General features: G+C 63.5%; 26 protein-coding genes and 1 tRNA gene. 17 read left to right on the top strand and 10 right to left on the bottom strand.

Going from position 1 to position 25914, the window contains the following annotated elements; translation table 11 throughout:
- Positions 1-68: 68 nt before the first annotated feature.
- Positions 69-156: transfer RNA gene (locus tag E4487_RS05970), tRNA-Ser, on the bottom strand.
- A gap of 173 nt (positions 157-329) precedes the next feature.
- Between E4487_RS05970 and E4487_RS05965 the strand changes: the two genes are divergently transcribed.
- The 7 genes from E4487_RS05965 (at position 330) to E4487_RS05935 (ending at position 4576) form a co-directional block, all read left to right on the top strand.
- A complete protein-coding gene (locus tag E4487_RS05965) occupies positions 330-998 on the top strand; it encodes a Bax inhibitor-1/YccA family protein (RefSeq protein ID WP_175252904.1) in 669 nt (222 codons plus the stop codon).
- Positions 999-1119: 121 nt separating this feature from the next.
- Positions 1120-1512 carry a sulfurtransferase complex subunit TusD gene (gene tusD / locus E4487_RS05960; protein WP_047589210.1) on the top strand — a complete coding sequence of 131 codons (393 nt, stop codon included), beginning with the start codon at positions 1120-1122 and terminating at the stop codon, positions 1510-1512.
- The gene (tusC, locus tag E4487_RS05955; protein WP_175252903.1) at positions 1513-1872 is read left to right on the top strand and encodes a sulfurtransferase complex subunit TusC; all 360 of its coding nucleotides are present in this window, start codon (positions 1513-1515) and stop codon (positions 1870-1872) included.
- On the top strand, positions 1872-2171 hold the full coding sequence (gene tusB, locus E4487_RS05950) for a sulfurtransferase complex subunit TusB (protein ID WP_175252902.1): 300 nt from the start codon (positions 1872-1874) through the stop codon (positions 2169-2171). Before tusC ends, tusB begins: the two co-directional genes overlap by 1 nt.
- Positions 2168-2503, top strand: a complete 336-nt coding sequence (locus E4487_RS05945; protein WP_134675867.1) for a TusE/DsrC/DsvC family sulfur relay protein — start codon at positions 2168-2170, stop codon at positions 2501-2503. The genes tusB and E4487_RS05945 overlap by 4 nt, the downstream gene beginning before the upstream one ends.
- Entirely contained in the window at positions 2500-3495 is a 996-nt protein-coding gene (locus E4487_RS05940; protein ID WP_175252901.1) for a glycosyl transferase family protein, read from the top strand. The genes E4487_RS05945 and E4487_RS05940 overlap by 4 nt, the downstream gene beginning before the upstream one ends.
- A 73-nt stretch (positions 3496-3568) precedes the next feature.
- Positions 3569-4576: a glutathione S-transferase family protein gene (locus E4487_RS05935; protein ID WP_175252900.1), complete on the top strand. Its 1008-nt coding sequence runs from the start codon at positions 3569-3571 to the stop codon at positions 4574-4576.
- Between the two features lie 78 nt (positions 4577-4654).
- Here the strand turns inward: E4487_RS05935 and cysG are convergent, their stop codons facing one another.
- From cysG to ftsK, 6 genes are all read right to left on the bottom strand, one after another.
- The gene (cysG, locus tag E4487_RS05930; protein WP_037055933.1) at positions 4655-6043 is read right to left on the bottom strand and encodes a siroheme synthase CysG; all 1389 of its coding nucleotides are present in this window, start codon (positions 6041-6043) and stop codon (positions 4655-4657) included.
- Between the two features lie 108 nt (positions 6044-6151).
- The gene (gene serS, locus E4487_RS05925; RefSeq protein ID WP_037055925.1) at positions 6152-7432 is read right to left on the bottom strand and encodes a serine--tRNA ligase; all 1281 of its coding nucleotides are present in this window, start codon (positions 7430-7432) and stop codon (positions 6152-6154) included.
- A gap of 79 nt (positions 7433-7511) precedes the next feature.
- Positions 7512-7892 (bottom strand): fluoride efflux transporter CrcB, encoded by a 381-nt coding sequence (crcB, locus tag E4487_RS05920; RefSeq protein ID WP_037055922.1) that lies wholly within the window; start codon positions 7890-7892, stop codon positions 7512-7514.
- Entirely contained in the window at positions 7889-9214 is a 1326-nt protein-coding gene (locus tag E4487_RS05915; protein ID WP_037055919.1) for a replication-associated recombination protein A, read from the bottom strand. Before E4487_RS05915 ends, crcB begins: the two co-directional genes overlap by 4 nt.
- 3 nt (positions 9215-9217) lie before the next feature.
- Positions 9218-9844 (bottom strand): outer membrane lipoprotein chaperone LolA, encoded by a 627-nt coding sequence (gene lolA, locus E4487_RS05910; RefSeq protein ID WP_037055916.1) that lies wholly within the window; start codon positions 9842-9844, stop codon positions 9218-9220.
- 124 nt (positions 9845-9968) lie between these two features.
- Complete coding sequence (gene ftsK, locus E4487_RS05905) at positions 9969-12377, bottom strand: DNA translocase FtsK (RefSeq protein WP_371923254.1); 2409 nt, start codon at positions 12375-12377, stop codon at positions 9969-9971.
- Positions 12378-12571: 194 nt separating this feature from the next.
- Here ftsK and trxB point away from each other — a divergent pair, with 194 nt between their 5' ends.
- The 4 genes from trxB (at position 12572) to infA (ending at position 15376) form a co-directional block, all read left to right on the top strand.
- On the top strand, positions 12572-13522 hold the full coding sequence (gene trxB, locus E4487_RS05900; RefSeq protein WP_037055914.1) for a thioredoxin-disulfide reductase: 951 nt from the start codon (positions 12572-12574) through the stop codon (positions 13520-13522).
- Between the two features lie 54 nt (positions 13523-13576).
- The gene (gene aat, locus E4487_RS05895) at positions 13577-14257 is read left to right on the top strand and encodes a leucyl/phenylalanyl-tRNA--protein transferase (RefSeq protein WP_150609545.1); all 681 of its coding nucleotides are present in this window, start codon (positions 13577-13579) and stop codon (positions 14255-14257) included.
- Positions 14258-14311: 54 nt separating this feature from the next.
- Positions 14312-15019: an arginyltransferase gene (locus E4487_RS05890; protein ID WP_037055910.1), complete on the top strand. Its 708-nt coding sequence runs from the start codon at positions 14312-14314 to the stop codon at positions 15017-15019.
- Between the two features lie 138 nt (positions 15020-15157).
- Positions 15158-15376 carry a translation initiation factor IF-1 gene (gene infA / locus E4487_RS05885; RefSeq protein WP_002553999.1) on the top strand — a complete coding sequence of 73 codons (219 nt, stop codon included), beginning with the start codon at positions 15158-15160 and terminating at the stop codon, positions 15374-15376.
- 93 nt (positions 15377-15469) lie between these two features.
- Here the strand turns inward: infA and clpA are convergent, their stop codons facing one another.
- Complete coding sequence (gene clpA / locus E4487_RS05880; protein WP_037055908.1) at positions 15470-17740, bottom strand: ATP-dependent Clp protease ATP-binding subunit ClpA; 2271 nt, start codon at positions 17738-17740, stop codon at positions 15470-15472.
- 29 nt (positions 17741-17769) lie between these two features.
- Positions 17770-18132 carry an ATP-dependent Clp protease adapter ClpS gene (clpS, locus tag E4487_RS05875; RefSeq protein WP_037055907.1) on the bottom strand — a complete coding sequence of 121 codons (363 nt, stop codon included), beginning with the start codon at positions 18130-18132 and terminating at the stop codon, positions 17770-17772.
- Between the two features lie 231 nt (positions 18133-18363).
- On the opposite strand from clpS, the gene cspD reads away from it, so the two are divergent.
- Positions 18364-18633, top strand: coding sequence for a cold shock domain-containing protein CspD (cspD, locus tag E4487_RS05870; RefSeq protein ID WP_037055906.1), 270 nt, complete (start codon positions 18364-18366; stop codon positions 18631-18633).
- 74 nt (positions 18634-18707) lie between these two features.
- Here the strand turns inward: cspD and icd are convergent, their stop codons facing one another.
- On the bottom strand, positions 18708-19964 hold the full coding sequence (gene icd, locus E4487_RS05865; RefSeq protein ID WP_037055905.1) for an NADP-dependent isocitrate dehydrogenase: 1257 nt from the start codon (positions 19962-19964) through the stop codon (positions 18708-18710).
- Between the two features lie 360 nt (positions 19965-20324).
- Between icd and E4487_RS05860 the strand changes: the two genes are divergently transcribed.
- From E4487_RS05860 to E4487_RS05840, 5 genes are all read left to right on the top strand, one after another.
- On the top strand, positions 20325-22553 hold the full coding sequence (locus E4487_RS05860) for an NADP-dependent isocitrate dehydrogenase (RefSeq protein WP_134675874.1): 2229 nt from the start codon (positions 20325-20327) through the stop codon (positions 22551-22553).
- Positions 22554-22650: 97 nt separating this feature from the next.
- Complete coding sequence (locus E4487_RS05855) at positions 22651-23091, top strand: NUDIX hydrolase (RefSeq protein WP_134675875.1); 441 nt, start codon at positions 22651-22653, stop codon at positions 23089-23091.
- Between the two features lie 109 nt (positions 23092-23200).
- Positions 23201-24313, top strand: coding sequence for a tRNA 2-thiouridine(34) synthase MnmA (mnmA, locus tag E4487_RS05850; RefSeq protein WP_150609539.1), 1113 nt, complete (start codon positions 23201-23203; stop codon positions 24311-24313).
- Positions 24310-24930: a high frequency lysogenization protein HflD gene (gene hflD, locus E4487_RS05845; protein ID WP_037055898.1), complete on the top strand. Its 621-nt coding sequence runs from the start codon at positions 24310-24312 to the stop codon at positions 24928-24930. The genes mnmA and hflD overlap by 4 nt, the downstream gene beginning before the upstream one ends.
- Positions 24931-24932: 2 nt before the next feature.
- The gene (locus tag E4487_RS05840; protein WP_134675878.1) at positions 24933-25796 is read left to right on the top strand and encodes a DMT family transporter; all 864 of its coding nucleotides are present in this window, start codon (positions 24933-24935) and stop codon (positions 25794-25796) included.
- The last annotated feature ends 118 nt before the right edge of the window (positions 25797-25914 follow it).

The raw sequence follows: 25914 nt of genomic DNA, 5'->3' as shown, positions 1-25914 counted from the left end.
TGACGCACGGAAGTCAAAAAGCAAGCGTCAGATTAAGATCGGGAATTGCTCAGGGCAATACAGGGAAATGGCGGAAGCGGTGAGATTCGAACTCACGGATAGTTGCCCATCGACGGTTTTCAAGACCGTTGCCTTAAACCACTCGGCCACGCTTCCAGATTCTTTCTAGGGAGGGTTCGAGACCGCTGTCTCGAAGCTCCGCCTCAGTGCGGGCGGCAATCTTACCGGAACGCAACACACTGTCAAACTCTCTGTCTTGGCACAGGGATCGGCTCTGCTATGATCCGGGCATTCGAGTAACGGAATCCTTGTGCCACAGGAGCGTCGCCATGCAAGAGCAAGACTACGTCATCAATCATTCGCAGGCTGAGCAACAGGAAGTCAGCAAGGTGTTGCGCAACACCTATGGCCTGCTGGCCATCACCCTGGCGTTCAGCGGCCTGGTGGCATTCTTCAGCCAGCGCGCCAACCTGCCCTACCCGAACTTCTTCGTGGTGCTGATCGGCTTCTACGGCCTGTCCTTCCTCACCTACAAGCTGCGTGATTCCGCCTGGGGCCTGGTTTCCACCCTCGCCCTGACCGGTTTCATGGGCTACACCCTCGGCCCGATTCTCAACCGCTACCTGGGCATGGCCAACGGCGCGGAACTGATCAGCTCGGCATTCTCCATGACCGCCCTGGTGTTCTGCGGCCTGTCCGCCTACGTACTGACCACCCGCAAGGACATGAGCTTCCTCAGCGGCTTCATCACCGCTGGCGTGTTCGTCCTGCTCGGCGCCATGGTGGCCGGCTTCTTCTTCCAGATCAGCGGCCTGCAGCTGGCGATCAGCGCCGGTTTCGTGCTGTTCTCTTCGGCCTGCATCCTGTACCAGACCAGCGCCATCATCCACGGTGGCGAGCGTAACTACATCATGGCCACCATCAGCCTGTACGTATCGATCTACAACCTGTTCGTCAGCCTGCTGCAGATCTTCGGCATCATGGGCGGCGACGACTGATAGGCTTTCGTCCCCCTTCGAGCCCGCTTCGGCGGGCTTTTCTTTTTTATCCACTCGACTTTGTGCGCCGTAGGCCCCTGGCCTTATCATTGTGACTGTTTTTCGCTTCGCCGGACGCCCCATGAAGTTTGCCATCGCCCTGTTCGCCGCCCCTCACCTGCCTGCCTCGCGGCGTGCGCTGCGCTTTGCCCAGGCAGCGCTGGCTGGCGGCCATGAAATCGTCCGCCTGTTTTTCTATCAGGACGGCGTACACAGCGCCGCCAGCAATGTCGTCACCCCGCAGGATGAGCTGGACCTGCCCGGGGAATGGCGTGAGTTCGTCACCGGCAACGGCCTGGACGCTGTGGTGTGCATCGCCGCAGCACTGCGCCGTGGTGTGCTCAACGACGAGGAGGCGCAGCGCTATTCGCGCCCTGCGGCCAACCTGGAGGCGCCGTGGGAGCTGTCCGGCCTCGGCCAGCTGCATGAAGCCGCACAACAGGCCGATCGACTGATCTGCTTCGGAGGCCAGTGAATGAGCAAGTCGCTGCTGATCATCAGCCGCCAGGCGCCCTGGAGCGGCCCAGGTGCCCGTGAGGCGCTGGACATCGCCCTGGCCGGTGGCGCATTCGACCTGCCGATTGGCATGCTGTTTCTCGACGATGGCGTGTTTCAGCTGAACCAGGGCCAGCAACCAGGCGCGCTGCAACAGAAAGACCTCGGCGCCAACCTGCAGGCGCTGCCGATGTTCGGCGTAGAGGATCTGTACGCCAGCGAGCGCAGCCTCGCCGAACGCGGCCTCGCCGGCAACGAACTGAATCTGGCGGTGCAGCGTCTCGACGACAGCGCGCTGACCGCCCTCCTCGACCGTTACGACCAGGTGATCACAGTCTGATGGCCACCCTGCACATTCTTTCTCATTCGCCATTCGCCGACAGCCGCCTGGCCAGTTGCCTGCGCCTGCTCGGCGCCCAGGACGCCCTGCTGCTCTGTGGCGACGCGGTCTACGCCTTGCAGCCTGCAACCGCCAACCTGCAGGCGCTGCAGTTGATACCCACCAGCGTCGCGCTCTACGCCCTGGACGAAGACCTCGCCGCGCGCCACCTGCAAGCCCCCGAACGCGTACAGGCCGTGGACTATCCGGGCTTCGTCGAACTCTGCACCCGCTACGCCAAGGTCAACAGCTGGCTATGAACACGCTGAACGTCGCTGGACAGCATATCGCCCTGGACAAGGACGGCTACCTGGTCGACCTGCAGGATTGGTCGGGCCCGGTGGCCGAGGCCCTGGCGGAGGCCGAGGAGCTGCAACTGAGTGCCGAGCACTGGGAAATCCTCCAGCTGCTGCGCGCCTTCTACAACGAATTCCAGCTGTCGCCGGCCAATCGCCCGCTGATCAAGTACGTGGCCCTCAAGCTGGGCCCGGAGAAAGGCAACAGCCTGCACCTCAATCGCCTGTTCAAGGGCACGCCTGCCAAGCTGGCGGCCAAGCTGGCCGGCCTGCCCAAACCGACCAATTGCCTATGAACCTGATCACTCCCGCCGAACACCCTTTCGCCCAGTTCGTGCGCATCCTCGGCAAGGGCAAGCGTGGCGCTCGCGGCCTGACCCGCGAAGAAGCACGCGAGGCCATGGGCCTGCTGCTCGATGACAAGGTCGAGGACACCCAGCTTGGCGCCTTCCTGATGCTGTTGCGGCACAAGGAAGAAAGCGCCGAGGAACTCGCCGGCTTCACCGAGGCGATTCGTCCGCGACTGGCTGCCCCGGCTATCCAGGTCGATCTGGACTGGCCCAGCTACGCCGGCAAGAAACGCCACCTGCCGTGGTACCTGCTGGCAGCCAAAGCCCTGGCGAACAGCGGCGTGCGCATCTTCATGCACGGCGGCGGCGCCCACACCGCCGGACGCCTGTATACCGAGCAACTCCTGGCCCATTTGGAGATACCCCGCTGCCATGACTGGCCGTCGGTGCAGCACGCGCTGGACCAGCAACACCTGGCCTACGGCTACCTGGGCGACTGGATGCCGGCGCTGCAGCGCATGATCGACCTGCGCAACACGCTGGGCCTGCGCTCGCCGATCCACTCCCTGGCCCGCGTGATCAACCCGCTCGGCGCACGCTGCGGCCTGCAAAGCATCTTCCATCCCGGCTACCAGGCCGTGCATCGCGAAGCCAGTCGCCTGCTGGAGGATTGCGCCATCGTGATCAAGGGCGAAGGGGGCGAGATCGAGGCCAACCCGGATTCGGCCTGCCACCTCTATGGCACCGCCAATGGCGAGGACTGGGATGAGGAATGGCCAGCGCTCTCGGCGCAGCGCCACGTCAAGCCGGAGAGCCTCGACCCGGCACGGCTGCAGGCCTTCTGGCACGGCGAGCAGGAGGATGCCTATGGCTATCTGGCGGTCATCGCCACCATGGCCACGGCACTGCGCGGCCTTGGTCTGGCGCGTGAGGACGCCTTCGCCCAGGCGAAGATGCGCTGGGACGCCCGTCTTCAATCAATCTCTTCGATGGATTGAGCCAGCTTTTTCAACACTTCAATCGAGCCGGTGACGATAGACTCCAGTTTCATTCAAAACGGAGGCAGGCGTCATGGGCTTGTTGATCGATGGGCACTGGCACGACCAGTGGTATGACACCGGCAGCGGCGGACGTTTCCAGCGCGAAAGCGCGCAGCGGCGCAACTGGGTGACCGCCGACGGCGGCGCGGGGCCAAGTGGCGATGCCGGTTTCAAGGCCGAGGCCGGCCGCTACCACCTGTACGTTTCGCTGGCCTGCCCCTGGGCGCATCGCACCCTGATCCTGCGCAAGCTCAAAGGGCTCGAATCGCTGATCGATGTGTCGGTAGTCAGCTGGCTGATGCGCGAACAGGGCTGGACCTTCGATCGCGACTTCGGCTCCAGCGGCGATCACCTCGACAACCTCACCTACATGCATCAGCGCTACACGGCGGACGACCGTCATTACAGTGGGCGCGTCACCGTGCCAGTGCTGTGGGACAAGCAAACCGGCGGTATCGTCAGCAACGAGTCGTCGGAAATCATCCGCATGTTCAACGACGCATTCGACGGCCTGAGCGGCAACGACCTGGATTTCTACCCCGAGCCATTGCGCGAGCGCATCGATCAGCTCAACGAGCGCATCTATCCGGCGGTGAACAACGGCGTCTATCGCGCAGGCTTCGCCACTACCCAGGAGGCCTACGAAGAGGCCTTCGACGAGCTGTTCGACATGCTCGATGAGCTCGAAACGCTGCTAGACGGGCAACGCTATCTGGCCGGGCATTACCTGACCGAAGCCGACATCCGCCTGTTCACCACGCTGATCCGCTTCGACGCCGTCTACCACGGCCACTTCAAGTGCAACCTGAAGCGCATCGAAGACTACCCGAACCTGTCCAACTGGCTGCGCGAGCTCTACCAGTGGCCCGGCGTCAGCGAGACGGTGGACTTCACCCATATCAAGTCGCACTACTACGCCAGCCACGCCACCATCAACCCGACGGGTGTGGTGCCCAAGGGGCCGCAGCAGGACTTCATGCGCACGCACGATCGCCAGCGCCTGCCGGGCAAGGGCGTGTGGCAAAAAACCGAGCGCTAGGCCGCAGGGTGGATGAGGCCTTCTTCATCCATCGATACCCAGCCACGGTGGATCGATGAAGCGCGATCACCCTACGTATCAGACGTGGCCCTGCGCACCCTCGAACCAGGCCAGCTTGTCACGCAAGGTGACCACCTCACCGACGATGACCAGGGTCGGTGCATGCACTTCATGCTCGGCCACCAGTTGCGGCAAGCTGTCCAGGGTGCCGGTGAACACCCGCTGATTCTGCGTGGTGCCCTGCTGCACCAGAGCCGCCGGCGTTGCGCCCGAACGACCGTGGGCGATCAGTTGCTCGCAGATGGCGGGCAACCCCACCAGGCCCATGTAGAACACCAGCGTCTGCCCCGGAGCCACCAGATCCTTCCATGGCAGATTACTGCTGCCATCCTTGAGGTGCCCCGTGACGAAGCGGACCGACTGCGCATGATCGCGGTGGGTCAACGGAATGCCCGCATAGGCGGCGCAACCCGACGCGGCGGTGATGCCTGGCACCACCTGGAAGGGAATGTCCTCCGCGGCCAGTTGCTCGATTTCCTCGCCGCCACGGCCGAAGATGAACGGGTCGCCCCCTTTCAGGCGCAACACGCGCTTGCCCTGCCTGGCCAGGTCGATCAGCAGCTGGTTGATCTGCTCCTGCGGCACCGCATGATCGGCGCGGCGCTTGCCCACGTAGATACGCTCGGCATCGCGGCGGCACAACTCGATGATGGCTGGCGCCACCAGGCGGTCGTAGAGCACCACATCGGCCTGCTGCATCAGGCGCAGCGCCCGGAAAGTCAGCAGATCCGGATCACCGGGGCCGGCACCGACCAGATAGACCTCGCCCAGCGCTCGCGGCGCGGCGCCGGCCAGGCGCTCCTGCAGAAGACGCTCGCCCGCCTCCGGTTTGCCAGCGAAGACGCTCTCGGCAATCGGTCCCTGGAAGACATCCTCCCAGAACACCCGGCGCTGCTGCACATCGGGGAACATCTGTTTGACCCGCTCGCGAAAACGCTTGCCCAGGTTGGCCAGCTGCCCGTAGCTGGCAGGAATCCAGGTCTCGATCTTGGCTCGGATCAGTCGCGCCAGTACCGGCGCATCACCACCACTGCTGACGGCAACGATCAGCGGCGAACGATCGACGATCGCCGGGAAGATCACACTGCACAACGACGGCGCATCGACGACGTTGACCGGAATACCGAGCGCCTGGGCCTCGGCGGACACCTGCGCGTTGAGCGTTTCGTCGTCGGTCGCCGCGATGACCAGGGCCACGCCCTGCAGGTCGCTGCTCGCATAGCCACGCAGGAAGATGCCGGCCGAGCCAGCCAGCTCCTGCAGCTCGCTACGCACCTCGGGCGCAACGACGCGCAAGCGCGCACCGGCATCACTGAGCAGGCGCGCCTTGCGCAGCGCGACCTCACCACCGCCGATCACCAGTACCGGGCGATCCTGCAGCTTGTGGAACAGCGGAAGAAATTGCATCAGGTCAGCCTCAGCGGAGGTCGGTTCGCAGAATGCGTCGTGCACACCCTGCCGCCATTGAAAACGGGGCAGCCGTGCCGCCCCGTTCCATGCATCGCGATGACCGGCTCAGCCGATCACTTCGATACCACCCATGTAGGGCTTGAGTACCTCGGGCACGCGAATGCTGCCGTCGGCCTGCTGGTAGTTCTCCAGCACCGCGACCAAGGTGCGGCCCACGGCCAGGCCGGAACCATTGAGCGTGTGCAGCAGCTCCGGCTTGCCGGTTTCCGGGTTGCGGTAACGCGCCTGCATGCGGCGCGCCTGGAAGTCGCCACAGTTGGAGCAGGAGGAAATCTCGCGGTACTTGTCCTGGCTCGGTACCCAGACCTCCAGGTCGTAAGTCTTGACCGCAGAGAAGCCCATGTCGCCGGTGCACAGTGCCAGCTTGCGATACGGCAGCTCGAGCAGCTGCAGCACGCGCTCGGCATTGGCCGTCATGCCCTCCAGCGCCTCGAAGGAGGTCGACGGCTCCACGACCTGCACCATCTCGACCTTGTCGAACTGGTGCTGGCGAATCATGCCGCGCGTATCGCGGCCGGAGGCCCCTGCCTCGCTGCGGAAGCACGGCGTGTGGGCGACGAACTTCAGCGGCAACTGCTTGGCGTCGAGGATTTCGCCGGCGACGATGTTGGTCAGCGACACTTCGGCGGTCGGGATCAGGTACAGATCGGCCTGGTCTTCACGGGTGATCTTGAACAGGTCTTCCTCGAACTTCGGCAGCTGACCGGTGCCCTGCAGCGCCGGCGCCTGCACCAGGTACGGGGTGTAGGCCTCTTCGTAGCCGTGCTCGCCGGTGTGCAGGTTGATCATGAACTGCGCCAGGGCACGGTGCAGGCGCGCGATGGGGCCGCGCAGCAGGGCGAAACGGGCACCGGAGAGCTTGGCGGCGGTCTCGAAGTCCAGCCAGCCGTGCTGCTCGCCCAGGGCGACGTGATCCTTGATCTCGAAGTCGAAGCTGCGCGGCGTACCCCAGCGCGCGACCTCGACGTTCTCGTCCTCGTCGGCGCCGACCGGCACGGATTCGTGCGGCAGGTTGGGGATGTTCAGCAGCAGGTTGTCCAGCTCGCTCTGGATCGCGTCCAGCTCGCGCTTGCCGGCTTCCAGGTCGCTGCCCATCTGGTCCACTTCCGCCAGCAGCGGCGCGATGTCTTCACCGCGCGCCTTGGCCTGGCCAATGGACTTGGAACGACTGTTACGCTCGGCCTGCAATTGTTCGGTGCGCACCTGCACCGACTTGCGCTGACTCTCCAGGGCCTCGAAGCGGGCGACGTCGAGCGAGAAGCCACGGGTGGCGAGGCGCTCGGCGATTTCGGTGAGTTGCGTGCGGACGAGTTTGGAGTCGAGCATGTTCGGGTCTCAATACATCGGCGAAATGGTTAATGACCAGCAAGCTGGCGCGGGTGGTGGAGTGTAAAGCCTTAACGGGTCAGGATGCCAATCGGGCCAGGCTCAGGCCGGCCCAGGCTGCCAGCAGACCGCCAAGGATGCTGAAGGCCAGATAGCCGAAGGCTTCGGGCGCGCGCCCACCCTCCATCAGCTTCATGATCTCCAGGCTGAAGGACGAAAACGTGGTGAAGCCACCCAGCACGCCGGTGATCAGCCCGGTGCGCAGCTCCAGTGGCAGGTCGGTACGAGTGAGGAACAGGCCGGACAGCAGACCGATCAACAGGCAACCCAGCACGTTGACGGTGAGCGTGGCCAGGTAGAAGTGCCGCGGCCAGTTGCCGGCGACCCAACTGGCCACCAGAAAGCGCATCAGCGAACCGACAGCCCCCCCTGCCGCCACGGCAAGCGCCACACGAATCATCTCTTTCTCCTTTGTCGGGTGCTGCTGGAATCCAGGCTACGCAGGTGCTTGAGCTTCTCGCGAATCTTCGACTCCAGACCTCGCGGCACCGGCTGGTAATACTCGCGCGGCTCCATTTCATCCGGGAAATACACTTCGCCAGCGGCGTAGGCATTGGGCTCATCGTGGGCGTAGCGGTATTCCTCGCCATAACCGAGCTGCTGCATCAGCTTGGTCGGCGCATTGCGCAGGTGCAGTGGCACCTCCAGCGAGCCGAACTCGGCGACATCCTGCTTGGCTGCCTTGATCCCCAGATACACCGCGTTGCTCTTGGCTGCGCAGGCGAGGTAAGTCACCGCCTGCGCCAGCGCCAGGTCGCCCTCGGGACTGCCCAGGCGCTTGACCGCATCCCAGGCGGCCAGACACAACGGCAACGCACGCGGGTCGGCATTACCGATGTCTTCGCTGGCCATGGCGACAATGCGCCGGCAGATGTAGGCCGGGTCGCAGCCGCCGTCGAGCATGCGCGCCAACCAATACAGCGCGCCATCGGGGCTGGAGCCGCGGACGGACTTGTGCAGCGCGCTGATCTGGTCGTAGAAGGCTTCGCCGCCCTTGTCGAAACGCCGGCGGGTATCGCCCAGCAGGTTGTGCAGCGAGGCCACGGCGATCTCGCCACCATCCTCGGCCAGGTCGGCGGCGTTCTCGAGGAAGTTGAGCAGGCGCCGACCATCGCCATCGGCGGCGGCCATGAGCATGGCGAAGCTTTCCTCGGGCAGGCTCAGGTGACGCTCGCCCAGGCCTTTCGGGTCGCTCAGCGCACGCGTCACCAGCTTGCGCATGGCTGCCTCGTCGAGGCTCTTGAGCACGTAGACGCGGGCGCGCGACAGCAGCGCGTTGTTCAGTTCGAACGAAGGGTTCTCGGTGGTGGCGCCGATGAAGATCAGCGTGCCGTCTTCGACGTAGGGCAGGAAGGCATCCTGCTGGCTCTTGTTGAAACGGTGCACCTCATCGACGAAGAGGATGGTGCGACGGCCATATTGCGCGGCATGCTGCTGCGCCACCTCGACCGCCTGGCGAATCTCCTTAACCCCGGAGAGTACCGCCGAGATGGTCTCGAAATGCGCATCGCTGACCTTGGCCAGCAGGCGCGCCAGGGTGGTCTTGCCTACCCCTGGCGGCCCCCAGAAGATCATCGAATGCAAGGCACCCTGTTCCAGCGCTTCACGCAGCGGCTTGCCAGGCCCCAGCACATGCTCCTGGCCGACGTATTCATCCAGGCTGGTAGCACGCAAACGCGCAGCCAGGGGCTGCGCGACGGGTTGGCGAGCGAACAGGTCCACCACTTACTCCTGGATGACGTCCGCACCTTGCGGGATGTCGAAGCTGAACAGGCCGTCGTCGACCGGCTCGTTCATCTTCACATTGAGGAACAGGATGTTGGTGCGCTGACCAATGCTGTCGATCAGCTGCATGTCGTTGAGCACGCGGTTGCGGAACGACAGGCGCAGGCTGTCGAACAGGCTGTCCTTGGCCTTGGGCTTGAGGATGAAGTCGACCACGTTGCCGCCTTCCTTGTAGTCGATATCGAAGTTCTCGCGAATCTGCGACACGTCACCGGAGAGCAGCAGCGCCGGGGTGTGGGTCAGGCGCTGGTCGAGGGTCTGCACGGTCACCTGCTCCAGGTCCGGGTCGTACAGCCAGACCTTCTTGCCGTTGGACACCAGCAGCTGCTCCATCGGCTGGTCGGTATGCCAGCGGAACAGCCCCGGGCGCTTGAGCACCAGTTGCCCGGCGGTTTCCTGCAACTGGGTGCCGCTGGCATCGAGCGTCAGTTGCGAAAAGCGCGCACTGATGGTCTGCGCCTGGTTGAGCAGCTCGGTCAGGCGCTGGGTGGCCGCCTCTTCGTCAGCCTGGGCAGTCAGCAGGGTAAAACTCAGAACAGCCAGCATCAGCAGGCGAATAACACGCATAGGAACCCCTTTAGTCCGTGTGAGGATGGCGAGATGACTCCGCACCTCGCATTGCTCGGCCGCATGAACGACCGTGGAATCTTGTAGACCGCGAATCGGGCGGTTTGTCCGTGAGATGCCGAAGTCAGTCGCGCGACGGCCCGGGCGCGATGACCTCGCGCGAGCCGTTGGTGTTCATCGAACTGACCACGCCGGCCATCTCCATCGCCTCGATCATCCGCGCGGCGCGGTTGTAGCCGATCTTCAGCTTGCGCTGCACTGCAGAGATGGAAGCACGACGGCTTTCCAGCACGAAGTTGACGGCTTCGTCGTACAGCGGATCTTCCTCGCTGCCCTCGCCGCCTTCGCCACCACCGCCTTCGAAGCCGCTGCCACCACCCTCCTCGACGCCCGCGAGGATGTCCTCGATGTAGTCGGGCGAGCCGCGCTGCTTCCAGGCCTCGACCACACGGTGCACTTCATCGTCGGAGACGAAGGCACCATGCACGCGGATCGGCAGGCCGGTGCCGGGCGGCAGATAGAGCATGTCACCATGCCCCAGCAACTGCTCGGCGCCACCCTGGTCGAGAATGGTGCGCGAGTCGATCTTGCTCGACACCTGGAACGCCATGCGGGTCGGAATGTTGGCCTTGATCAGACCGGTGATCACGTCCACCGAAGGGCGCTGGGTCGCCAGGATCAGGTGAATGCCCGCAGCCCGCGCCTTCTGGGCGATACGTGCGATCAGCTCTTCCACCTTCTTGCCGACGATCATCATCATGTCGGCGAATTCGTCGACCACCACCACGATGGTGGGCAGCGGCTTGAGCAGCGGCGGCTCGTCTTCCATGCTTTCGCGACGGAACAGTGGATCGGTCAGCGGCGTGCCGGCCTCGATGCCGTCCTTGACCTTGCGGTTGAAGCCCGCCAGGTTGCGCACGCCCATCGCCGCCATCAGCTTGTAACGGCGTTCCATCTCGGCCACCGACCAGCGCAGCGCATTGGCGGCCTCCTTCATGTCGGTCACGACCGGGCACAGCAGGTGCGGAATGCCTTCGTAGATCGACAGCTCGAGCATCTTCGGGTCGATCATGATCATCCGCGCCTCTTCCGGCGTGGACTTGAACAGGACCGACAGGATCATCGCGTTGACCCCCACCGACTTACCGGAACCCGTGGTACCGGCCACCAGCAGGTGCGGCATCTTGGCCAGGTCGGCGATGACCGGACGTCCGCCGATATCGTGCCCGAGGGCCAGGGTGACCGGCGACTTGGCATCGTCGTACTCGCTCGACGACAGCACTTCGGAGAAGCGCACGATCTGCCGGTCTTCATTGGGTATCTCGATGCCCACGGTGGTCTTGCCGGGAATCACCTCGACCACGCGTACGCTGACCATGGCCATCGAGCGTGCCAGGTCCTTGGCCAGATTGGAGATGCGGCTGACCTTGACGCCGGCAGCGGGCTGAATTTCGAAACGGGTGATCACCGGGCCCGGATGCACGGACTCCACCACCACCTCGACGCCGAATTCCTTGAGCTTGATTTCCAGCAGGCGCGACATGGCCTCGAGCGACTCGGGTGAATACTGCTTCTGCTTCTTCTCGGCGACATCGAGGATGGAAATCGGCGGCAGGCTACCTTCGATGGCGCTATCGACGAACAGCGGCGCCTGTTTCTCCTTGAGCACGCGCTTGCTCGGTTCCGCCGCCTTGGGCGGCGCAGGCGGCGTGATCACCGGTGCCGGGCGCTTGTCGCGCTCGCTCATGTGCTTGCTCAGCGACTCTTCGCGTTCGAGCAGGCGCTCCTTGACCTTGGCCTGTTCGCGGCGGTCAGCGACCACGGGCGCGGCCACCTCGATGACGCGGTCGTCCAGTTCACGCAGTTGCGCGACCATCTGCTTGCGTTCGCTGCGGGCATTCCACCAGCCCGTGATGGCGCCATGGATCAGCTCGATCAGATCGAGGGTGATCTTGCCGGTCAGGTCCATCACGCGGAACCAGGACAGGTCGGTGAACACCGTCAGGCCGAAGAGGAACAGGGCCAGGAATACCAGGGTGCTGCCTTGCACGTTCAGCGCATGGACGGCCAGATCGCCCAGGCTGGCGCCCAGCATGCCGCCACCGGAGCCCTGCATGCCGGCATCCGCCGCGAAATGGATGTCGCCGAGTGCGGCGCCAGAGAGAATCAGGAACACCAGGCCGATGCTGTGCCAGGAAAACAGCCAGCCATTCCAGTGCCAGGGTTGGTTACGGGTGCGGAACACCTGCCAGGTCTTGGCCGCCAGCAGCAACGGGAAGATGTAGGCGAAATAGCCCAGCGCACCGAACAGCGCGCTGGAGAGCCAGGCACCAATGCTGCCACCTGCGTTGATGATGCGCTCGACCTGCACGCTGTTGTCCCAGGCCGGATCGGCGGCGTTGTAGGTCAACAGTGCCATCAGCAGGTACAGGCACATAGCGCCCAGGGCGATCAAGGCGCCTTCCTTCAGTCGATACTGAAGCTTCTGACGCCAATCGATAGTCTGGGTGGTGGAATTCTTCAAAACAGCCATTTCCTGCGCCCTGGGCGCGTCCATCTGATGATTGATCGCGGAAGCGGCCTATTGTAGGGCCTGCCTGGCGCTCAGGCCAATTGCCAAGCTCCCGCACTTGCCCTGCTTCGGTGTAGCATAGCCGCCAGCAGCTTCCATGCGGCTCAATTGGAGCACGCATTCTCTTTTGTGACAAAGGCTTATGGGGTTTTTTTATGAGCGAAGTCAAGCATTCACGCGTGATCATCCTGGGTTCCGGCCCTGCCGGTTATAGCGCCGCCGTGTACGCCGCGCGCGCCAATCTCAAACCCGTGGTCATTACCGGCATCCAGCCTGGCGGTCAGCTCACCACCACCACCGAAGTGGACAACTGGCCGGGTGACGTCGAAGGCCTTACCGGCCCGGCCCTGATGGAGCGCATGCAGAAGCATGCCGAGCGCTTCGACACCGAGATCATCTACGACCATATCCACACCGCAGAGTTGCAGAGCCGCCCCTTCGTCCTCAAGGGCGACAGCGGCACCTATAGTTGCGACGCGCTGATCATCGCCACCGGCGCCAGCGCCCAGTACCTCGGCCTGCCGTCGGAAGAGGCATTCTCCGGCAAGGGCGTTTCCGCCTGCGCGACCTGCGACGGTTTCTTCTACCGCAACCAGGTGGTCGCAGTGATCGGCGGCGGCAACACCGCTGTGGAAGAGGCACTGTACCTGTCGAACATCGCCAAGGAAGTGCACCTGGTGCACCGCCGTGACAAGCTGCGCTCGGAGAAGATCCTGCAGGACAAGCTGTTCGACAAGGTCGAGAACGGCAACATGCGCCTGCACTGGAACCACACCCTCGACGAAGTGCTGGGCGACCAGACCGGCGTGACCGGCGTACGCCTGAAAAGCACCCAGGACGGCAGCACCCAGGACCTGGCCCTGGCCGGCGTGTTCATCGCCATCGGCCACAAGCCGAACACCGAGCTGTTCGTCGGCCAGCTGGACATGCATGACGGCTACCTGAAGATCAAGGGCGGCAGCGAGGGCAACGCCACTGCCACCAGCATCGAGGGCGTGTTCGCCGCCGGCGACGTGGCCGACCACGTCTACCGCCAGGCCATCACGTCGGCCGGCGCCGGCTGCATGGCCGCGCTGGATGTCGAGAAGTTCCTCGACAGCAACTGATGGCACCAGGGCGAGCACCCCGCTCGCCCTCCCCTGCCCCGCGGACGGACGCGCATGCTGACCTGGCTGCAACGTGATTCCCTGCAGTTCCCGCCACTGGCCAAGGCCATGCGCGAACCGAACGGCCTGCTGGCTGCGGGCGGCGACCTCAGCGCCGACCGTTTGATCAGCGCCTATCGCCACGGCTGCTTTCCCTGGTTCCAGGACGGCCAGCCGATCCTCTGGTGGTCACCGGACCCGCGCACCGTGCTGTTCCCCAACGAGCTGCATGTTTCGCGTAGCCTGGCCAAGTTGCTGCGTCAGCAACGCTACCGCGTCAGCTTCGACCAGGATTTCGCGGCTGTGATCAACGCCTGCGCAGGGCCACGCAGCTACGCCGACGGCACCTGGATCACCCAGGGCATGCAGGATGCCTACCTGCAACTGCATCAGCGCGGCATCGCCCACTCGGTCGAGGTCTGGCTCGATGACGAGCTGGTCGGCGGCCTCTATGGCCTGGCCATGGGGCAACTGTTCTTTGGCGAATCCATGTTCAGTCGCGCCGACAACGCCTCGAAAGTCGGTTTCGCCACCCTGGTGGGCAAGTTGCATGAATGGGGCTTCGCGCTCATCGATTGCCAGATGCCCACGCAGCACCTGCACAACTTCGGCGCCAGGGCCATACCGCGCGCCACGTTCGCCGAGTACCTGCAGCGCCACCTCGACCTGCCCAGTGCAGCGGACTGGCTCGCCTAGTCGACTGGCCAACCCTGACATACACTCTTAGTCAGGTTTTCCCGAGACACCGCCATGACCGAGCTGGCCCGCCTGAAGTTCTATGCCACTCAGCCACATCCATGCAGCTACCTGCCGGAAGAACAGGCGACGACCCTGTTTCTCGACCCCAGTCAGCCCATGGACGTGCTCGTCTACGCCGAACTTTCGGAAATGGGCTTTCGCCGCAGCGGCGATCACCTGTACCGCCCGCACTGCCAGCAGTGCACCGCCTGCATCCCGGCACGCATCCCGGCAGCGCTGTTCACGCCGAACCGCCAGCAGCGGCGCATCCTCAAGCGCAACGAGGACGTCAGCGTGCGCTCGGTGCGCCCGGCATTCACCGAAGAGTATTACGCGCTCTACGTTCGCTACATCGAGCAGCGCCATGCCGATGGTGACATGTACCCGCCCAGTCGCGATCAGTTCTCGACCTTTCTCGTCCGGGACCTGCCATTTTCTCGTTTCTATGAGTTCCGCCTGCGCGGCAAGCTGGTCGCCATCGCGGTCACCGACGTGCTGCCGAACGGCCTGTCGGCGGTCTACACCTTCTATGATCCGGATGAGGAGCGCCGCAGCCTCGGGCGCTTCGCCATTCTCTGGCAGATCGGCGAGACCGCACGTCTGGGCCTTGAAGCCGTCTATCTGGGCTACTGGATCAAGAACTGCCGGAAGATGAACTACAAGACCCAGTACCGGCCCATCGAGCTGTTCGTCAATCAGCGCTGGACACGGCTGACCTAGCGCCCCTCCCACCCCTTCAGCCCCGGGCAAAGCACCAAGCCACTTGGCGCAGCCCCCTGTTTTCGGGCACAATGCACGCCGCTTTTGCCTGGGGCCAGTCGCGCCGGGCCATTTCCTGGATACCGAGGGCTTTACTGCATGTCGAAAGAAGACAGCTTCGAAATGGAAGGCACTGTCGTCGACACCCTGCCCAACACCATGTTCCGCGTGGAGTTGGAAAACGGGCACGTCGTTACCGCGCACATCTCCGGCAAGATGCGCAAGAACTACATCCGCATTCTCACTGGTGACAAGGTGCGCGTCGAGCTGACACCTTATGACTTGAGCAAGGGCCGCATCACCTACCGCGCCCGCTAAGCCAAGCACCAAACGAAAACGCCCGGCGACTGCCGGGCGTTTTCGTTTGCGCGTGCAGTGCGGGCCTCCCTGGCCTGCACCGCCGCATCCCGATCAGGCGACTTCCGCCGTCGTCTCGAACTCGAAGCTTGGCTCGCCATCGCGAATGTCGATGTGCACCACACCGCCATGCTCGGCCAGCTCGCCAAACAGGATTTCCTCCGCCAGCGGACGCTTGATCTTGTCCTGGATCAGTCGCGCCATCGGCCTGGCCCCCATCATCACGTCGTAGCCACGTTCGGCCAGCCAGCTGCGCGCCGCGTCGCTGACTTCGAGCGTGACCCGCTTGTCCTCCAGCTGCGCCTGCAGTTCGGTGAGGAACTTGTCGACGATGCTCTTGATCACTTCGTGGCTCAGGCGGCCGAACTGGATGATGGTATCCAGGCGGTTGCGGAACTCCGGCGTGAAGCTCTTCTTGATGACTTCCATGGCATCGGTGGAGTGATCCTGCTGCGTGAAGCCGATCGACGCACGCGATGCGGTTTCCGCACCGGCATTGGTGGTCATGATCAGGATCACGTTGCGGAAATCCGCCTTGCGCCCGTTGTTGTCGGTCAGCGTGCCGTGGTCCATCACCTGCAGCAGCAGGTTGAAGACTTCCGGATGCGCCTTCTCGATCTCGTCGAGCAGCAGCACGCAATGCGGCTGCTTGGTGATCGCCTCGGTCAGCAGGCCACCCTGATCGAAACCGACGTAACCGGGCGGCGCGCCAATCAGGCGCGACACGGTATGCCGCTCCATGTACTCGGACATGTCGAAGCGCACCAGCTCGATCCCCATGGCCTTGGCCAGCTGCCGCGCGGCCTCGGTCTTGCCCACCCCGGTGGGGCCGGCGAACAGGAAGGAGCCGACCGGCTTGTCCGGTGCCTTGAGGCCGGCCCGCGACAGCTTGATCGCGGTGGCCAGCGAGTCGATTGCGGCATCCTGACCGAATACGGTGAGCTTGAGGTCGCGCTCCAGGTTGCGCAGCAGCTCCTTGTCGGAGCTGGACACGTGCTTTGGCGGAATCCGCGCGATCTTGGCGACGATGTCCTCGACCTGCGCCACGTCGATGCGGGCCAGACGCTTGTCTTCCGGCTGCAGGCGCTGGTAGGCGCCCGCCTCGTCGATCACGTCGATGGCCTTGTCCGGCATGTGGCGGTCGTTGATGTAGCGCGCCGCCAGCTCGGCCGCCGCACGCAGCGCCTCATCGCTGTATTCGATGTGGTGATGCTGCTCGAAGCGGGCCTTGAGCCCCTTGAGGATGCCGTAGGTGTCATCCACCGAGGGCTCGACCACGTCGACCTTCTGGAAACGCCGCGCCAGTGCGCGATCCTTCTCGAAGATGCCGCGAAATTCCTGGAAGGTGGTCGAACCGATGCAGCGGATCTCGCCGGAGGACAGCAGCGGCTTGAGCAGGTTGGAAGCATCCATCACCCCGCCGGATGCGGCCCCGGCACCGATGATGGTGTGGATCTCATCGATGAAGAGGATGGCGTGCGGACGCTTGCGCAGCTCGTTGAGCAGCGATTTGAAGCGCTTCTCGAAGTCGCCACGGTACTTGGTGCCCGCGAGCAAGGCGCCCAGGTCCAGCGAGTAGACCACGCTGTCGGCAAGCAGGTCAGGCACCTGTTCGTCGACGATGCGCTTGGCCAGGCCCTCGGCGATGGCCGTCTTGCCGACACCGGCCTCACCGACCAGCAGCGGGTTGTTCTTGCGCCGACGCGCGAGGATCTGCGCCACGCGCTCGACCTCGTGCTCGCGCCCCACCAGCGGATCGATCCGCCCCTGGCGCGCAAGCTCGTTGAGGTTGCTGGCATAGGCATCGAGCGGATTGCCGGAGGTGGCGGAGTCACCGCCCTCCTCATCCTGCATGTCCTGATCGCTTTCGTGGTGATCACCGTGCCCCGGCACCTTGGAAATGCCATGGGCAATGTAGTTGACCACGTCGATACGGGCCACGCTCTGCTGCTTGAGCAGGAACACGGCCTGGCTTTCCTGCTCACTGAAAATCGCCACCAGCACGTTGGCGCCGGTGACTTCACGCTTGCCGGAGCTCTGCACGTGGAACACCGCGCGCTGCAGCACGCGCTGGAAACCCAGGGTCGGCTGAGTCTCGCGCTCCTCGTCGTGCTGGGGAATCAACGGAGTGGTGGAGTCGATGAATTCCTGCAGGTCATGGCGCAGCTTGTCGAGGTTGGCCCCACAGGCCCTTAGAACACTGGCGGCGGCCTCGTTATCCAGCAGGGCCAGCAGCAGGTGCTCGACCGTCATGAACTCATGACGTTTTGCACGGGCCTCCTTGAAAGCCAGATTGAGGGTGACTTCGAGCTCTCGATTCAACATAGCTTCACCTCATACCCAAGTGGCCGGCGTTAACCGTCCTTCTCTATTTCACAGAGTAGCGGATGCTGGCTCTCACGCGCATATTGGTTGACCTGCATGGCCTTGGTCTCCGCAATGTCGCGCGTGTAAACCCCACACACCGCACGCCCTTCTGTATGGACGGTCAGCATGATCTTGGTCGCCAGCTCCCGGTTCATGCCGAAAAAGGTTTCAAGTATTTCGACGACGAAGTCCATCGGTGTGTAGTCGTCATTGAATAGGACCACCTTGTACATCGGTGGTGCCTGCAGTGCTGGCTTGGATTCCTGAACAGCGATACCAGAGGAGTCATCCTCATGCTCTGCCGGGTGATCCTGATTGAATGTTAGTCGAATCTGGCTACTTGCATGCATGCTGAATTCAGAGGTTCAGGGCTGGGCGAACTGGGATGCTAGAGGGAGTTTGACTGAGTTCTCAGCCATCCGCCGTATAGCCTTGACTATCGGCAAAAGGGTGTTACAACCAATGAATACCCACTCGTGGGTATCAGGGGTTCCACGCCTTCGCCCAGCCTGGTCGGTTATCGCGCGGAATCGAAGTGGATGATACTCCAGAGATGGAGTCCTTTGCAGAGGGATATCAGCATGCTCAGCGGTAAGGTCAAGTGGTTCAACAACGCCAAAGGCTATGGATTCATCCTGGCCGACGGCCGAGATGAGGACCTGTTCGCCCACTACTCGGCCATCCAGATGGACGGTTATAAAACGCTCAAGGCCGGCCAGCCGGTCCGCTTCGAGATCGTGCAGGGTCCCAAAGGACTGCATGCCATCAATATCAGCGCGGTGACCGCCACTCAGGACGCCCCAGCGGCCGTACCCCAGGCGCAAGATATCGCGAGCACTGTCGAAGTCTGAGCATCCTGGCAAATCGCCACAAGAAGGCCGGTCATGTGACCGGCCTTTTTTTCATGCGCTGATCGAGTATCCGATCACATGTGGCTGATCATCGCGTCACCGAACTCGGAGCACGACAGCAGGGTCGCACCCTCCATCAGGCGCTCGAAGTCATAAGTGACAGTCCTGGCCGCGATCGCGCCATTGGTGCCCTTGATGATCAGGTCGGCGGCCTCGCCCCAGCCCATGTGGCGCAGCATCATCTCAGCCGAGAGGATGACCGAACCCGGGTTGACCTTGTCCTGGCCGGCGTACTTAGGCGCAGTACCGTGAGTGGCCTCGAACATTGCCACCGAATCCGACAGGTTGGCCCCCGGCGCGATGCCGATGCCCCCGACCTCGGCCGCCAGGGCGTCGGACAGGTAGTCACCGTTGAGGTTGAGCGTGGCGATCACGTCATACTCGGCCGGGCGCAGCAGGATCTGCTGCAGCATGGCGTCGGCGATCACGTCCTTGACCACGATGTTCTTGCCGGTCTTCGGGTTCTTGAACTGCATCCACGGGCCGCCATCGAGCAGTTCGGCGCCGAACTCCTCACGGGCAATCTCGTAGCCCCACTCCTTGAAGGCACCTTCGGTGAACTTCATGATGTTGCCCTTGTGCACCAGGGTCACCGAGCCACGATCGTTGTCGACCGCATACTGCAGTGCCTTGCGCACCAGACGCTTGGTGCCCGCCTCGGAAACCGGCTTGATGCCGATGCCGCACATGTCGGTGAAGCGGATCTTCTTGACGCCCATTTCCTCGGTGAGGAACTTGATGACCTTCTCCGCCTCGGCGCTGCCGGCCTTCCACTCGACACCGGCATAGATGTCTTCGGAGTTCTCGCGGAAGATCACCATATCCACGTCGCCCGGCTTCTTCACCGGGCTGGGCACGCCCTCGAACCAGCGCACCGGGCGCAGGCAGACGTACAGATCGAGCTCCTGGCGCAGGGCCACGTTGAGCGAACGGATGCCGCCACCGACAGGCGTGGTCAGCGGCCCCTTGATCGAGACCACGTAATCACGCACGGCCTCCAGGGTTTCTTTCGGCAGCCAGGTGTCCTGGTCGTAGACCTGGGTGGCCTTCTCGCCGGCGTAAACTTCCATCCAGGAGATCTTGCGGGTGCCGCCATAGGCTTTCTCGACGGCCGCGTCGACGACCTTGATCATCACCGGAGAAATATCGACGCCGATGCCATCACCCTCGATGAAGGGGATGATGGGGTTGTTCGGTACATTCAGTGACATATCGGCGTTGACGGTGATTTTGTCACCGCTGGCTGGCACCTGGATCTTTTGGTATCCCATGCTGGACTCCATCTTGTGGTTAGACAGTGTGCATCCCCGAGAGTAGCGCAAACCGCTTGGCGAGACACATGTGCGAAGGTCTTATTCAACTGGGCATTCTGCGGCGAGGTGCCGCAGTGGTATACTGCTTAGGTGACTAACGAGTCATAAGGGGCGACCTGACTGGAACCAGACAGCAGCCTCTTGCAACCGGTAGACGGCCACCACTGCCTGTCGGTTCGAAATGCTCGACACTCTACGGGTGCATCCAACATCACCGCGGCGAGTCCTCGACCCGGCCCCACCATCCTGGGGCTCAAGCGCCTACCCGCGCAGGTCGAGTTTCTATGCGCGCTCAGCAAAGAAGAGAGTTAACCCTAAATGTCCACCCCTTCGAAGATCATCTACACCTTCACCGACGAAGCTCCAGCCCTTGCCACCTACTCGCTTCTGCCCATTGTGGAAGCCTTTGCCGCCTCGGCTGACATCTCCGTTGAAACCCGCGACATCTCTCTTGCTGGACGGATCCTGGCAAGCTTTGCCGACCGCCTGGACGCCGACAAGCGCATCGACGACGACCTCGCCAAACTGGCCGAGCTGACCCTGCAGGCCGACGCCAACATCATCAAGCTGCCGAACATCAGCGCCTCCGTGCCGCAGCTCAAGGCTGCCATCGCCGAACTGCAGGCACAGGGCTACGCCATCCCCAATTTCCCGGAAGACCCGCAGAGCGAAGAAGACAAAGAAGTTCGCGCGCGTTACGCCAAGGTCCTGGGCAGCGCCGTGAACCCGGTCCTGCGTGAAGGCAACTCCGACCGCCGCGCCCCGGCCGCCGTCAAGGCCTACGCCCGCAAGCACCCGCACAGCATGGGCAAGTGGAGCATGGCCTCGCAGTCCCACGCCGACTACATGCGCGGCGGCGACTTCTTCTCCAGCGAGCAATCGATCACCATGGCCAAGGCCGGTGACGTGCGTATCGAGTTCGTCGGCAAGGACGGCAAGGTCGAAGTCAAGAAGCAACTCGCCCTGCAGGAAGGCGAAGTGTTCGACAGCATGTTCATGAGCTGCCGCAAGCTGCGTGACTTCTTCGAGAAGACCCTGCAGGACTGCAAGGAGACCGGCGTTATGTGGTCCCTGCACGTCAAGGCGACCATGATGAAGGTCTCCCACCCGATCGTCTTCGGCCATGCCGTCAGCGTCTACTACAAGGACGTGTTCGACAAGTACGGCGACCTGTTCAAGGAACTGGGCGTCAATCCGAACAACGGCATCAGCAGCGTCTACGACAAGATCAAGTCGCTGCCGGCCTCGCAGCAGGAAGAAATCCTCCACGACATCCACGAGGTCTACGCCCATCGCCCGGAAATGGCCATGGTCGACTCGGTCAAGGGCATCACCAACCTGCACATCCCGAGCGACGTGATCGTCGACGCCTCGATGCCGGCGATGATCCGCAACTCCGGTCAGATGTGGGGCAAGGACGGCAAGCAGAAAGACACCAAGGCCGTCATGCCGGAGAGCACCTACGCGCGCATCTACCAGGAGATGATCAACTTCTGCAAAACCAACGGCGCGTTCGACCCGACCACCATGGGCACCGTACCGAACGTCGGCCTGATGGCGCAGAAAGCCGAAGAATACGGCTCTCACGACAAGACCTTCGAAATGACCGCCGACGGCACCATGCGCGTCGTCGCTGCCGACGGCAGCGTGCTGATGCAGCACGAAGTCGAAGCCGGTGACATCTGGCGTGCCTGCCAGACCAAGGACGCGCCGATCCGCGACTGGGTCAAGCTGGCCGTCACCCGCGCCCGTCAATCCGCTACTCCGGCCATCTTCTGGCTGGACCCGGAGCGCGCCCACGACTGCGAACTGCGCAAGAAGGTCGAGCTGTACCTGCAGGACCACGACCTGACCGGCCTGGACATCAGCATCATGGGCTACAACGAAGCCATCCGTGCCAGCATGGAGCGCCAGATTCGCGGCCAGGACACCATCTCGGTGACCGGCAACGTCCTGCGTGACTACCTGACCGACCTGTTCCCGATCATGGAGCTGGGCACCTCGGCCAAGATGCTGTCCATCGTTCCGCTGATGGCGGGCGGCGGCATGTACGAAACCGGCGCCGGCGGCTCGGCACCCAAGCACGTGCAGCAGCTGGTCGAAGAGAACTACCTGCGCTGGGATTCGCTCGGCGAATTCCTGGCCCTGGCCGTGTCCCTGGAAGAAACCGGGATCAAGACCAGCAACGCCAAGGCCAAGGTTCTCGGCAAGACCCTGGACCAGGCCACTGGCAAGCTGCTGGACAACAACAAGTCCCCGGCGCGCAAGGTCGGTGAAATCGACAACCGCGGCAGCCACTTCTACCTGGCCCTGTACTGGGCCCAGGCCCTGGCCGCCCAGGACGACGACGCAGCCCTGAAGGCTCACTTCGCACCGCTGGCCAAGCAGCTCACCGAGCAGGAAGCCACCATCGTTGCCGAACTGGCTGCCGTACAGGGCAAGCCGGCCGACATCGGCGGCTACTACCGCTCCAACCCCGAGCTGACCAGCAAGGTGATGCGCCCCAGCAACACCTTCAACGCCGCTCTGGCCTCGCTGAACGCCTGATAGGGCTTGAGCGTGAAAAGAACCCCGGCCCCGTGCCGGGGTTCTTTTTTACAGCGCGACCCCCTGCCCTTCAACACTTCCCTGCGGAGCCAACGACATGCAGTGGCAACCCCATATCACCGTGGCCACGGTCATCGAAGACCAGGGCCGCTTCCTCTTCGTCGAAGAGTTCAAGGCCGGGCGCCTGGTACTCAACCAGCCTGCCGGACACCTGGAAGCCAACGAATCGCTGCGCGAAGCCGCACTACGTGAAACGCTCGAGGAAACCGGCTGGGACGTGGAGCTGACCGGCCTTCTGGGCATCTACCTCTACACCGCGCCAAGCAACGGCGTGACCTACCAGCGTGTGTGCTTCAGCGCCCGCCCGCTACACCATGACCCCGCGCGCGAACTGGACAGCGACATCAGCGGCATCACCTGGCTGAGCCGTGACGAACTGGCCGCACAACCCGAACGCTGGCGCAGCGAGCTGGTACTGCGCTGCGTGGATGATTATCTGCAGGGTGTCAGCGGCTCACTGGAGCTGCTCCGTGACTGACCGTCGCGGCGGCAACGCCGATCCCGCGCACGCGGCGCGTCGTCGTGTGGGGCGGACCAAGGCTTTCTGGTAGACTCGGCAGCTTTTCAGGCTTCACTCGCAGATTCCCATGCAAGCACCTAGCACCCAACGCGTGATCGTCGGCATGTCCGGCGGCGTCGATTCGTCCGTTTCCGCCCTGCTGCTGATGGAACAGGGCTATCAGGTCGAAGGCCTGTTCATGAAGAACTGGGACGAAGACGACGGTACCGAGTACTGCACCGCCATGGACGACCTGGCCGACGCCCAGGCCGTATGCGACCGCATCGGCATCAAGCTGCACACCGCCAACTTCGCCGCCGAGTACTGGGACAACGTGTTCGAGCATTTCCTCGCCGAATACAAGGCCGGACGCACGCCGAACCCGGACATCCTGTGCAACCGCGAGATCAAGTTCAAAGCCTTCCTCGACTACGCCCTGTCGCTCGGCGCCGACCTGATCGCCACCGGGCACTATGTGCGCCGCCGCGATATCGACGGCCGCACCGAGCTGCTCAAGGGACTGGACCCGAACAAGGACCAGAGCTATTTCCTGCATGCCGTCGGCGGCGAGCAGATCGCCAAGACCCTGTTCCCGGTTGGCGAGCTGGAAAAACCACAGGTACGCGCCATTGCCGAGAAGTACGAGCTGGCCACGGCGAAGAAAAAGGATTCCACCGGCATCTGCTTCATCGGTGAGCGCCGTTTCAGCGACTTCCTCAAGCAGTATTTGCCTGCCCAGCCGGGCGACATCGAAACCACCGACGGCCAGGTGATCGGGCGCCATCACGGCCTGATGTACCACACCATCGGCCAGCGCCAGGGCCTCGGTATCGGCGGCATGAAGGACGCCGGCGATGATCCCTGGTACGTGCTGCGCAAGGACCTGACGCGCAACGTGCTGATCGTCGGCCAGGGCAACGAACACCCCTGGCTGTTCTCCCGCGCCCTGCTCGCCTCGGAAATCTACTGGGTCAACCCGGTGGACCTGAGCAGCCCGCGTCGCCTGACCGCCAAGGTGCGCTATCGCCAGCGCGACCAGCTCTGCACCCTGGAGCAGAGCGAGAACGGCTACCGCGCCGTCTTCGACGAGCCGCAGCGCGCCGTCACCCCGGGGCAGTCCGTGGTGTTCTACGACGGCGAGGTGTGCCTCGGCGGCGGCGTGATCGAAAGCGCAGAAGCCTGGCACGAGGGCGCCCAATGACCCCGCTTCAGGAGCAACTGGTTGCACTCGGCGCCGTGTTCGAAGCGGCCGTGCTGGCGGACAAGATCGCCCGCACCGGCCAGGTCAGCGAAGCCTCGATGAGCTGCATGCTCGGCAGTCTGCTGGTACGCGACCCGAAGAGCACGCTGGACGTGTATGGCGGCGACGACCTCAACCTGCGTGACGGCTATCGCGCCCTGATCAGCTCCCTGGAGCGCAATCCGGCCGCCTTGCAGCGCGAACCGCTGCGCTATTCCCTGGCCCTCATCGGCCTGGAGCGGCAACTCGACAAGCGCGACGACATGCTGCAGATCATGGGCAGCCGTCTCGATCAGATCCAGCAGCAGGTGGAACATTTCGGCCTGGTGCACGACAACGTCATCGCGGCGTGCGGCGGCCTGTATCAGGACACCATCAGCACGTTCCGCCAGCGCATTCAGGTGCATGGTGACATGCGCTTCCTGCAGCAGCCGAACAATGCCGCGAAGATTCGCTCCCTGCTGCTGGCCGGCATCCGTTCGGCACGCCTGTGGCGACAACTGGGCGGACACCGCTGGCAGTTGGTATTCAGCCGCGGCAAGCTGCTCAAAGAACTCTATGAACTGATGCGCACCTGACCATGAGCCCAGCCAGCCGCAGCGTCAAACCCCTCCAGGGTGCCCTGCTGCTGGCGCTCTCGGCCCTGTTGTTCGCCTTTACCGGCGTTGGTATTCGCGAGATATCCGTCAGCGTCAACAACGAGTCGGTGGTGTTCTTCCGCAACCTGGTCGGCGTGCTGTTCTTCCTGCCCCTGGTCCTGGTCCGCGGCGTCGCGCCGATGCGCACCACTCGCCTCAAGTCGCACCTGTGGCGCACCACCTACGGCCTGGCGGCGATGTACTGCTTCTTCTACGCCATCGCCCACCTGCCCCTGGCTGACGCCATGCTGTTCACCTACTCGGCGCCGGTCTTCACCCCGCTGATCGCCCATCTCTGGCTGAAGGAGCCGCTGACCCGACGCATGCTGGTCAGCAGCCTCGTCGGCCTGTGCGGCGTGCTGCTGGTGGCCAAGCCCAGTGCCGCACTGTTCGAGGGTGCCGCCCTGATCGGCCTGGCCGCCAGCCTGCTGGCAGCCTTCGCCTTCGTTTCCATCCGTGAAATGAGCGACAGCGAGCCGGCCACCCGCATCGTTTTCTACTTCTCGCTGTTCAGCGCGCTGTTTTCCGCCATTCCGCTGACCTGGAGCTGGCAGCCGCTGGACGCCACCCAGCTGGGCTGGCTCGTCGGCATCGGCCTGCTGGCCACCGCCAGCCAGATCATCATGTCCCGCGCCTACGGCCTCGCGCCGCCGGGGCTGATCGGCCCCTTCGCCTACCTGGCCATCGTCTTCGGCGGCATCATCGCCTGGCTGCTCTGGGACGAGACACCGGACACTCTGTCGCTGCTCGGCGCGGCGCTGATTTTCGCCGCCAGCCTGCTATCGGTCGCCAGACGCAGCGCATAGGCGGCGAAGCGTTGGTTTTCATGTATGATATGCGCCCTTTTCTTCAGAGGTCGTCCTGGCGCGCGAGCCAAGGCCCGTTTCACCCAAGCAGGCCCGACGCAACGCGGCACCCGAACGA

Origin of the sequence: Pseudomonas sp. BMW13 (assembly GCF_013357275.1) — a bacterium.
Taxonomy (GTDB): Bacteria; Pseudomonadota; Gammaproteobacteria; order Pseudomonadales; family Pseudomonadaceae; genus Aquipseudomonas; species Aquipseudomonas khazarica.
The sequence above is the reverse complement of the archived record's forward strand: the minus strand, read 5'-3'. Positions and strand labels throughout refer to the sequence as shown.

Excerpts from the sequence above, each read along its gene's own strand:
- E4487_RS05965 (WP_175252904.1), top strand. The coding sequence starts at position 330 with ATGCAAGAGCAAGACTACGTCATCAATCATTCGCAGGCTGAGCAACAG.
- tusD (WP_047589210.1), top strand. The coding sequence starts at position 1,120 with ATGAAGTTTGCCATCGCCCTGTTCGCCGCCCCTCACCTGCCTGCCTCG.
- tusC (WP_175252903.1), top strand. The coding sequence starts at position 1,513 with ATGAGCAAGTCGCTGCTGATCATCAGCCGCCAGGCGCCCTGGAGCGGC.
- tusB (WP_175252902.1), top strand. The coding sequence starts at position 1,872 with ATGGCCACCCTGCACATTCTTTCTCATTCGCCATTCGCCGACAGCCGC.
- E4487_RS05945 (WP_134675867.1), top strand. The coding sequence starts at position 2,168 with ATGAACACGCTGAACGTCGCTGGACAGCATATCGCCCTGGACAAGGAC.
- E4487_RS05940 (WP_175252901.1), top strand. The coding sequence starts at position 2,500 with ATGAACCTGATCACTCCCGCCGAACACCCTTTCGCCCAGTTCGTGCGC.
- E4487_RS05935 (WP_175252900.1), top strand. The coding sequence starts at position 3,569 with ATGGGCTTGTTGATCGATGGGCACTGGCACGACCAGTGGTATGACACC.
- cysG (WP_037055933.1), bottom strand. The coding sequence starts at position 6,043 with ATGCAATTTCTTCCGCTGTTCCACAAGCTGCAGGATCGCCCGGTACTG.
- serS (WP_037055925.1), bottom strand. The coding sequence starts at position 7,432 with ATGCTCGACTCCAAACTCGTCCGCACGCAACTCACCGAAATCGCCGAG.
- crcB (WP_037055922.1), bottom strand. The coding sequence starts at position 7,892 with ATGATTCGTGTGGCGCTTGCCGTGGCGGCAGGGGGGGCTGTCGGTTCG.
- lolA (WP_037055916.1), bottom strand. The coding sequence starts at position 9,844 with ATGCGTGTTATTCGCCTGCTGATGCTGGCTGTTCTGAGTTTTACCCTG.
- ftsK (WP_371923254.1), bottom strand. The coding sequence starts at position 12,377 with ATGGCTGTTTTGAAGAATTCCACCACCCAGACTATCGATTGGCGTCAG.
- trxB (WP_037055914.1), top strand. The coding sequence starts at position 12,572 with ATGAGCGAAGTCAAGCATTCACGCGTGATCATCCTGGGTTCCGGCCCT.
- aat (WP_150609545.1), top strand. The coding sequence starts at position 13,577 with ATGCTGACCTGGCTGCAACGTGATTCCCTGCAGTTCCCGCCACTGGCC.
- E4487_RS05890 (WP_037055910.1), top strand. The coding sequence starts at position 14,312 with ATGACCGAGCTGGCCCGCCTGAAGTTCTATGCCACTCAGCCACATCCA.
- infA (WP_002553999.1), top strand. The coding sequence starts at position 15,158 with ATGTCGAAAGAAGACAGCTTCGAAATGGAAGGCACTGTCGTCGACACC.
- clpA (WP_037055908.1), bottom strand. The coding sequence starts at position 17,740 with ATGTTGAATCGAGAGCTCGAAGTCACCCTCAATCTGGCTTTCAAGGAG.
- clpS (WP_037055907.1), bottom strand. The coding sequence starts at position 18,132 with ATGCATGCAAGTAGCCAGATTCGACTAACATTCAATCAGGATCACCCG.
- cspD (WP_037055906.1), top strand. The coding sequence starts at position 18,364 with ATGCTCAGCGGTAAGGTCAAGTGGTTCAACAACGCCAAAGGCTATGGA.
- icd (WP_037055905.1), bottom strand. The coding sequence starts at position 19,964 with ATGGGATACCAAAAGATCCAGGTGCCAGCCAGCGGTGACAAAATCACC.
- E4487_RS05860 (WP_134675874.1), top strand. The coding sequence starts at position 20,325 with ATGTCCACCCCTTCGAAGATCATCTACACCTTCACCGACGAAGCTCCA.
- E4487_RS05855 (WP_134675875.1), top strand. The coding sequence starts at position 22,651 with ATGCAGTGGCAACCCCATATCACCGTGGCCACGGTCATCGAAGACCAG.
- mnmA (WP_150609539.1), top strand. The coding sequence starts at position 23,201 with ATGCAAGCACCTAGCACCCAACGCGTGATCGTCGGCATGTCCGGCGGC.
- hflD (WP_037055898.1), top strand. The coding sequence starts at position 24,310 with ATGACCCCGCTTCAGGAGCAACTGGTTGCACTCGGCGCCGTGTTCGAA.
- E4487_RS05840 (WP_134675878.1), top strand. The coding sequence starts at position 24,933 with ATGAGCCCAGCCAGCCGCAGCGTCAAACCCCTCCAGGGTGCCCTGCTG.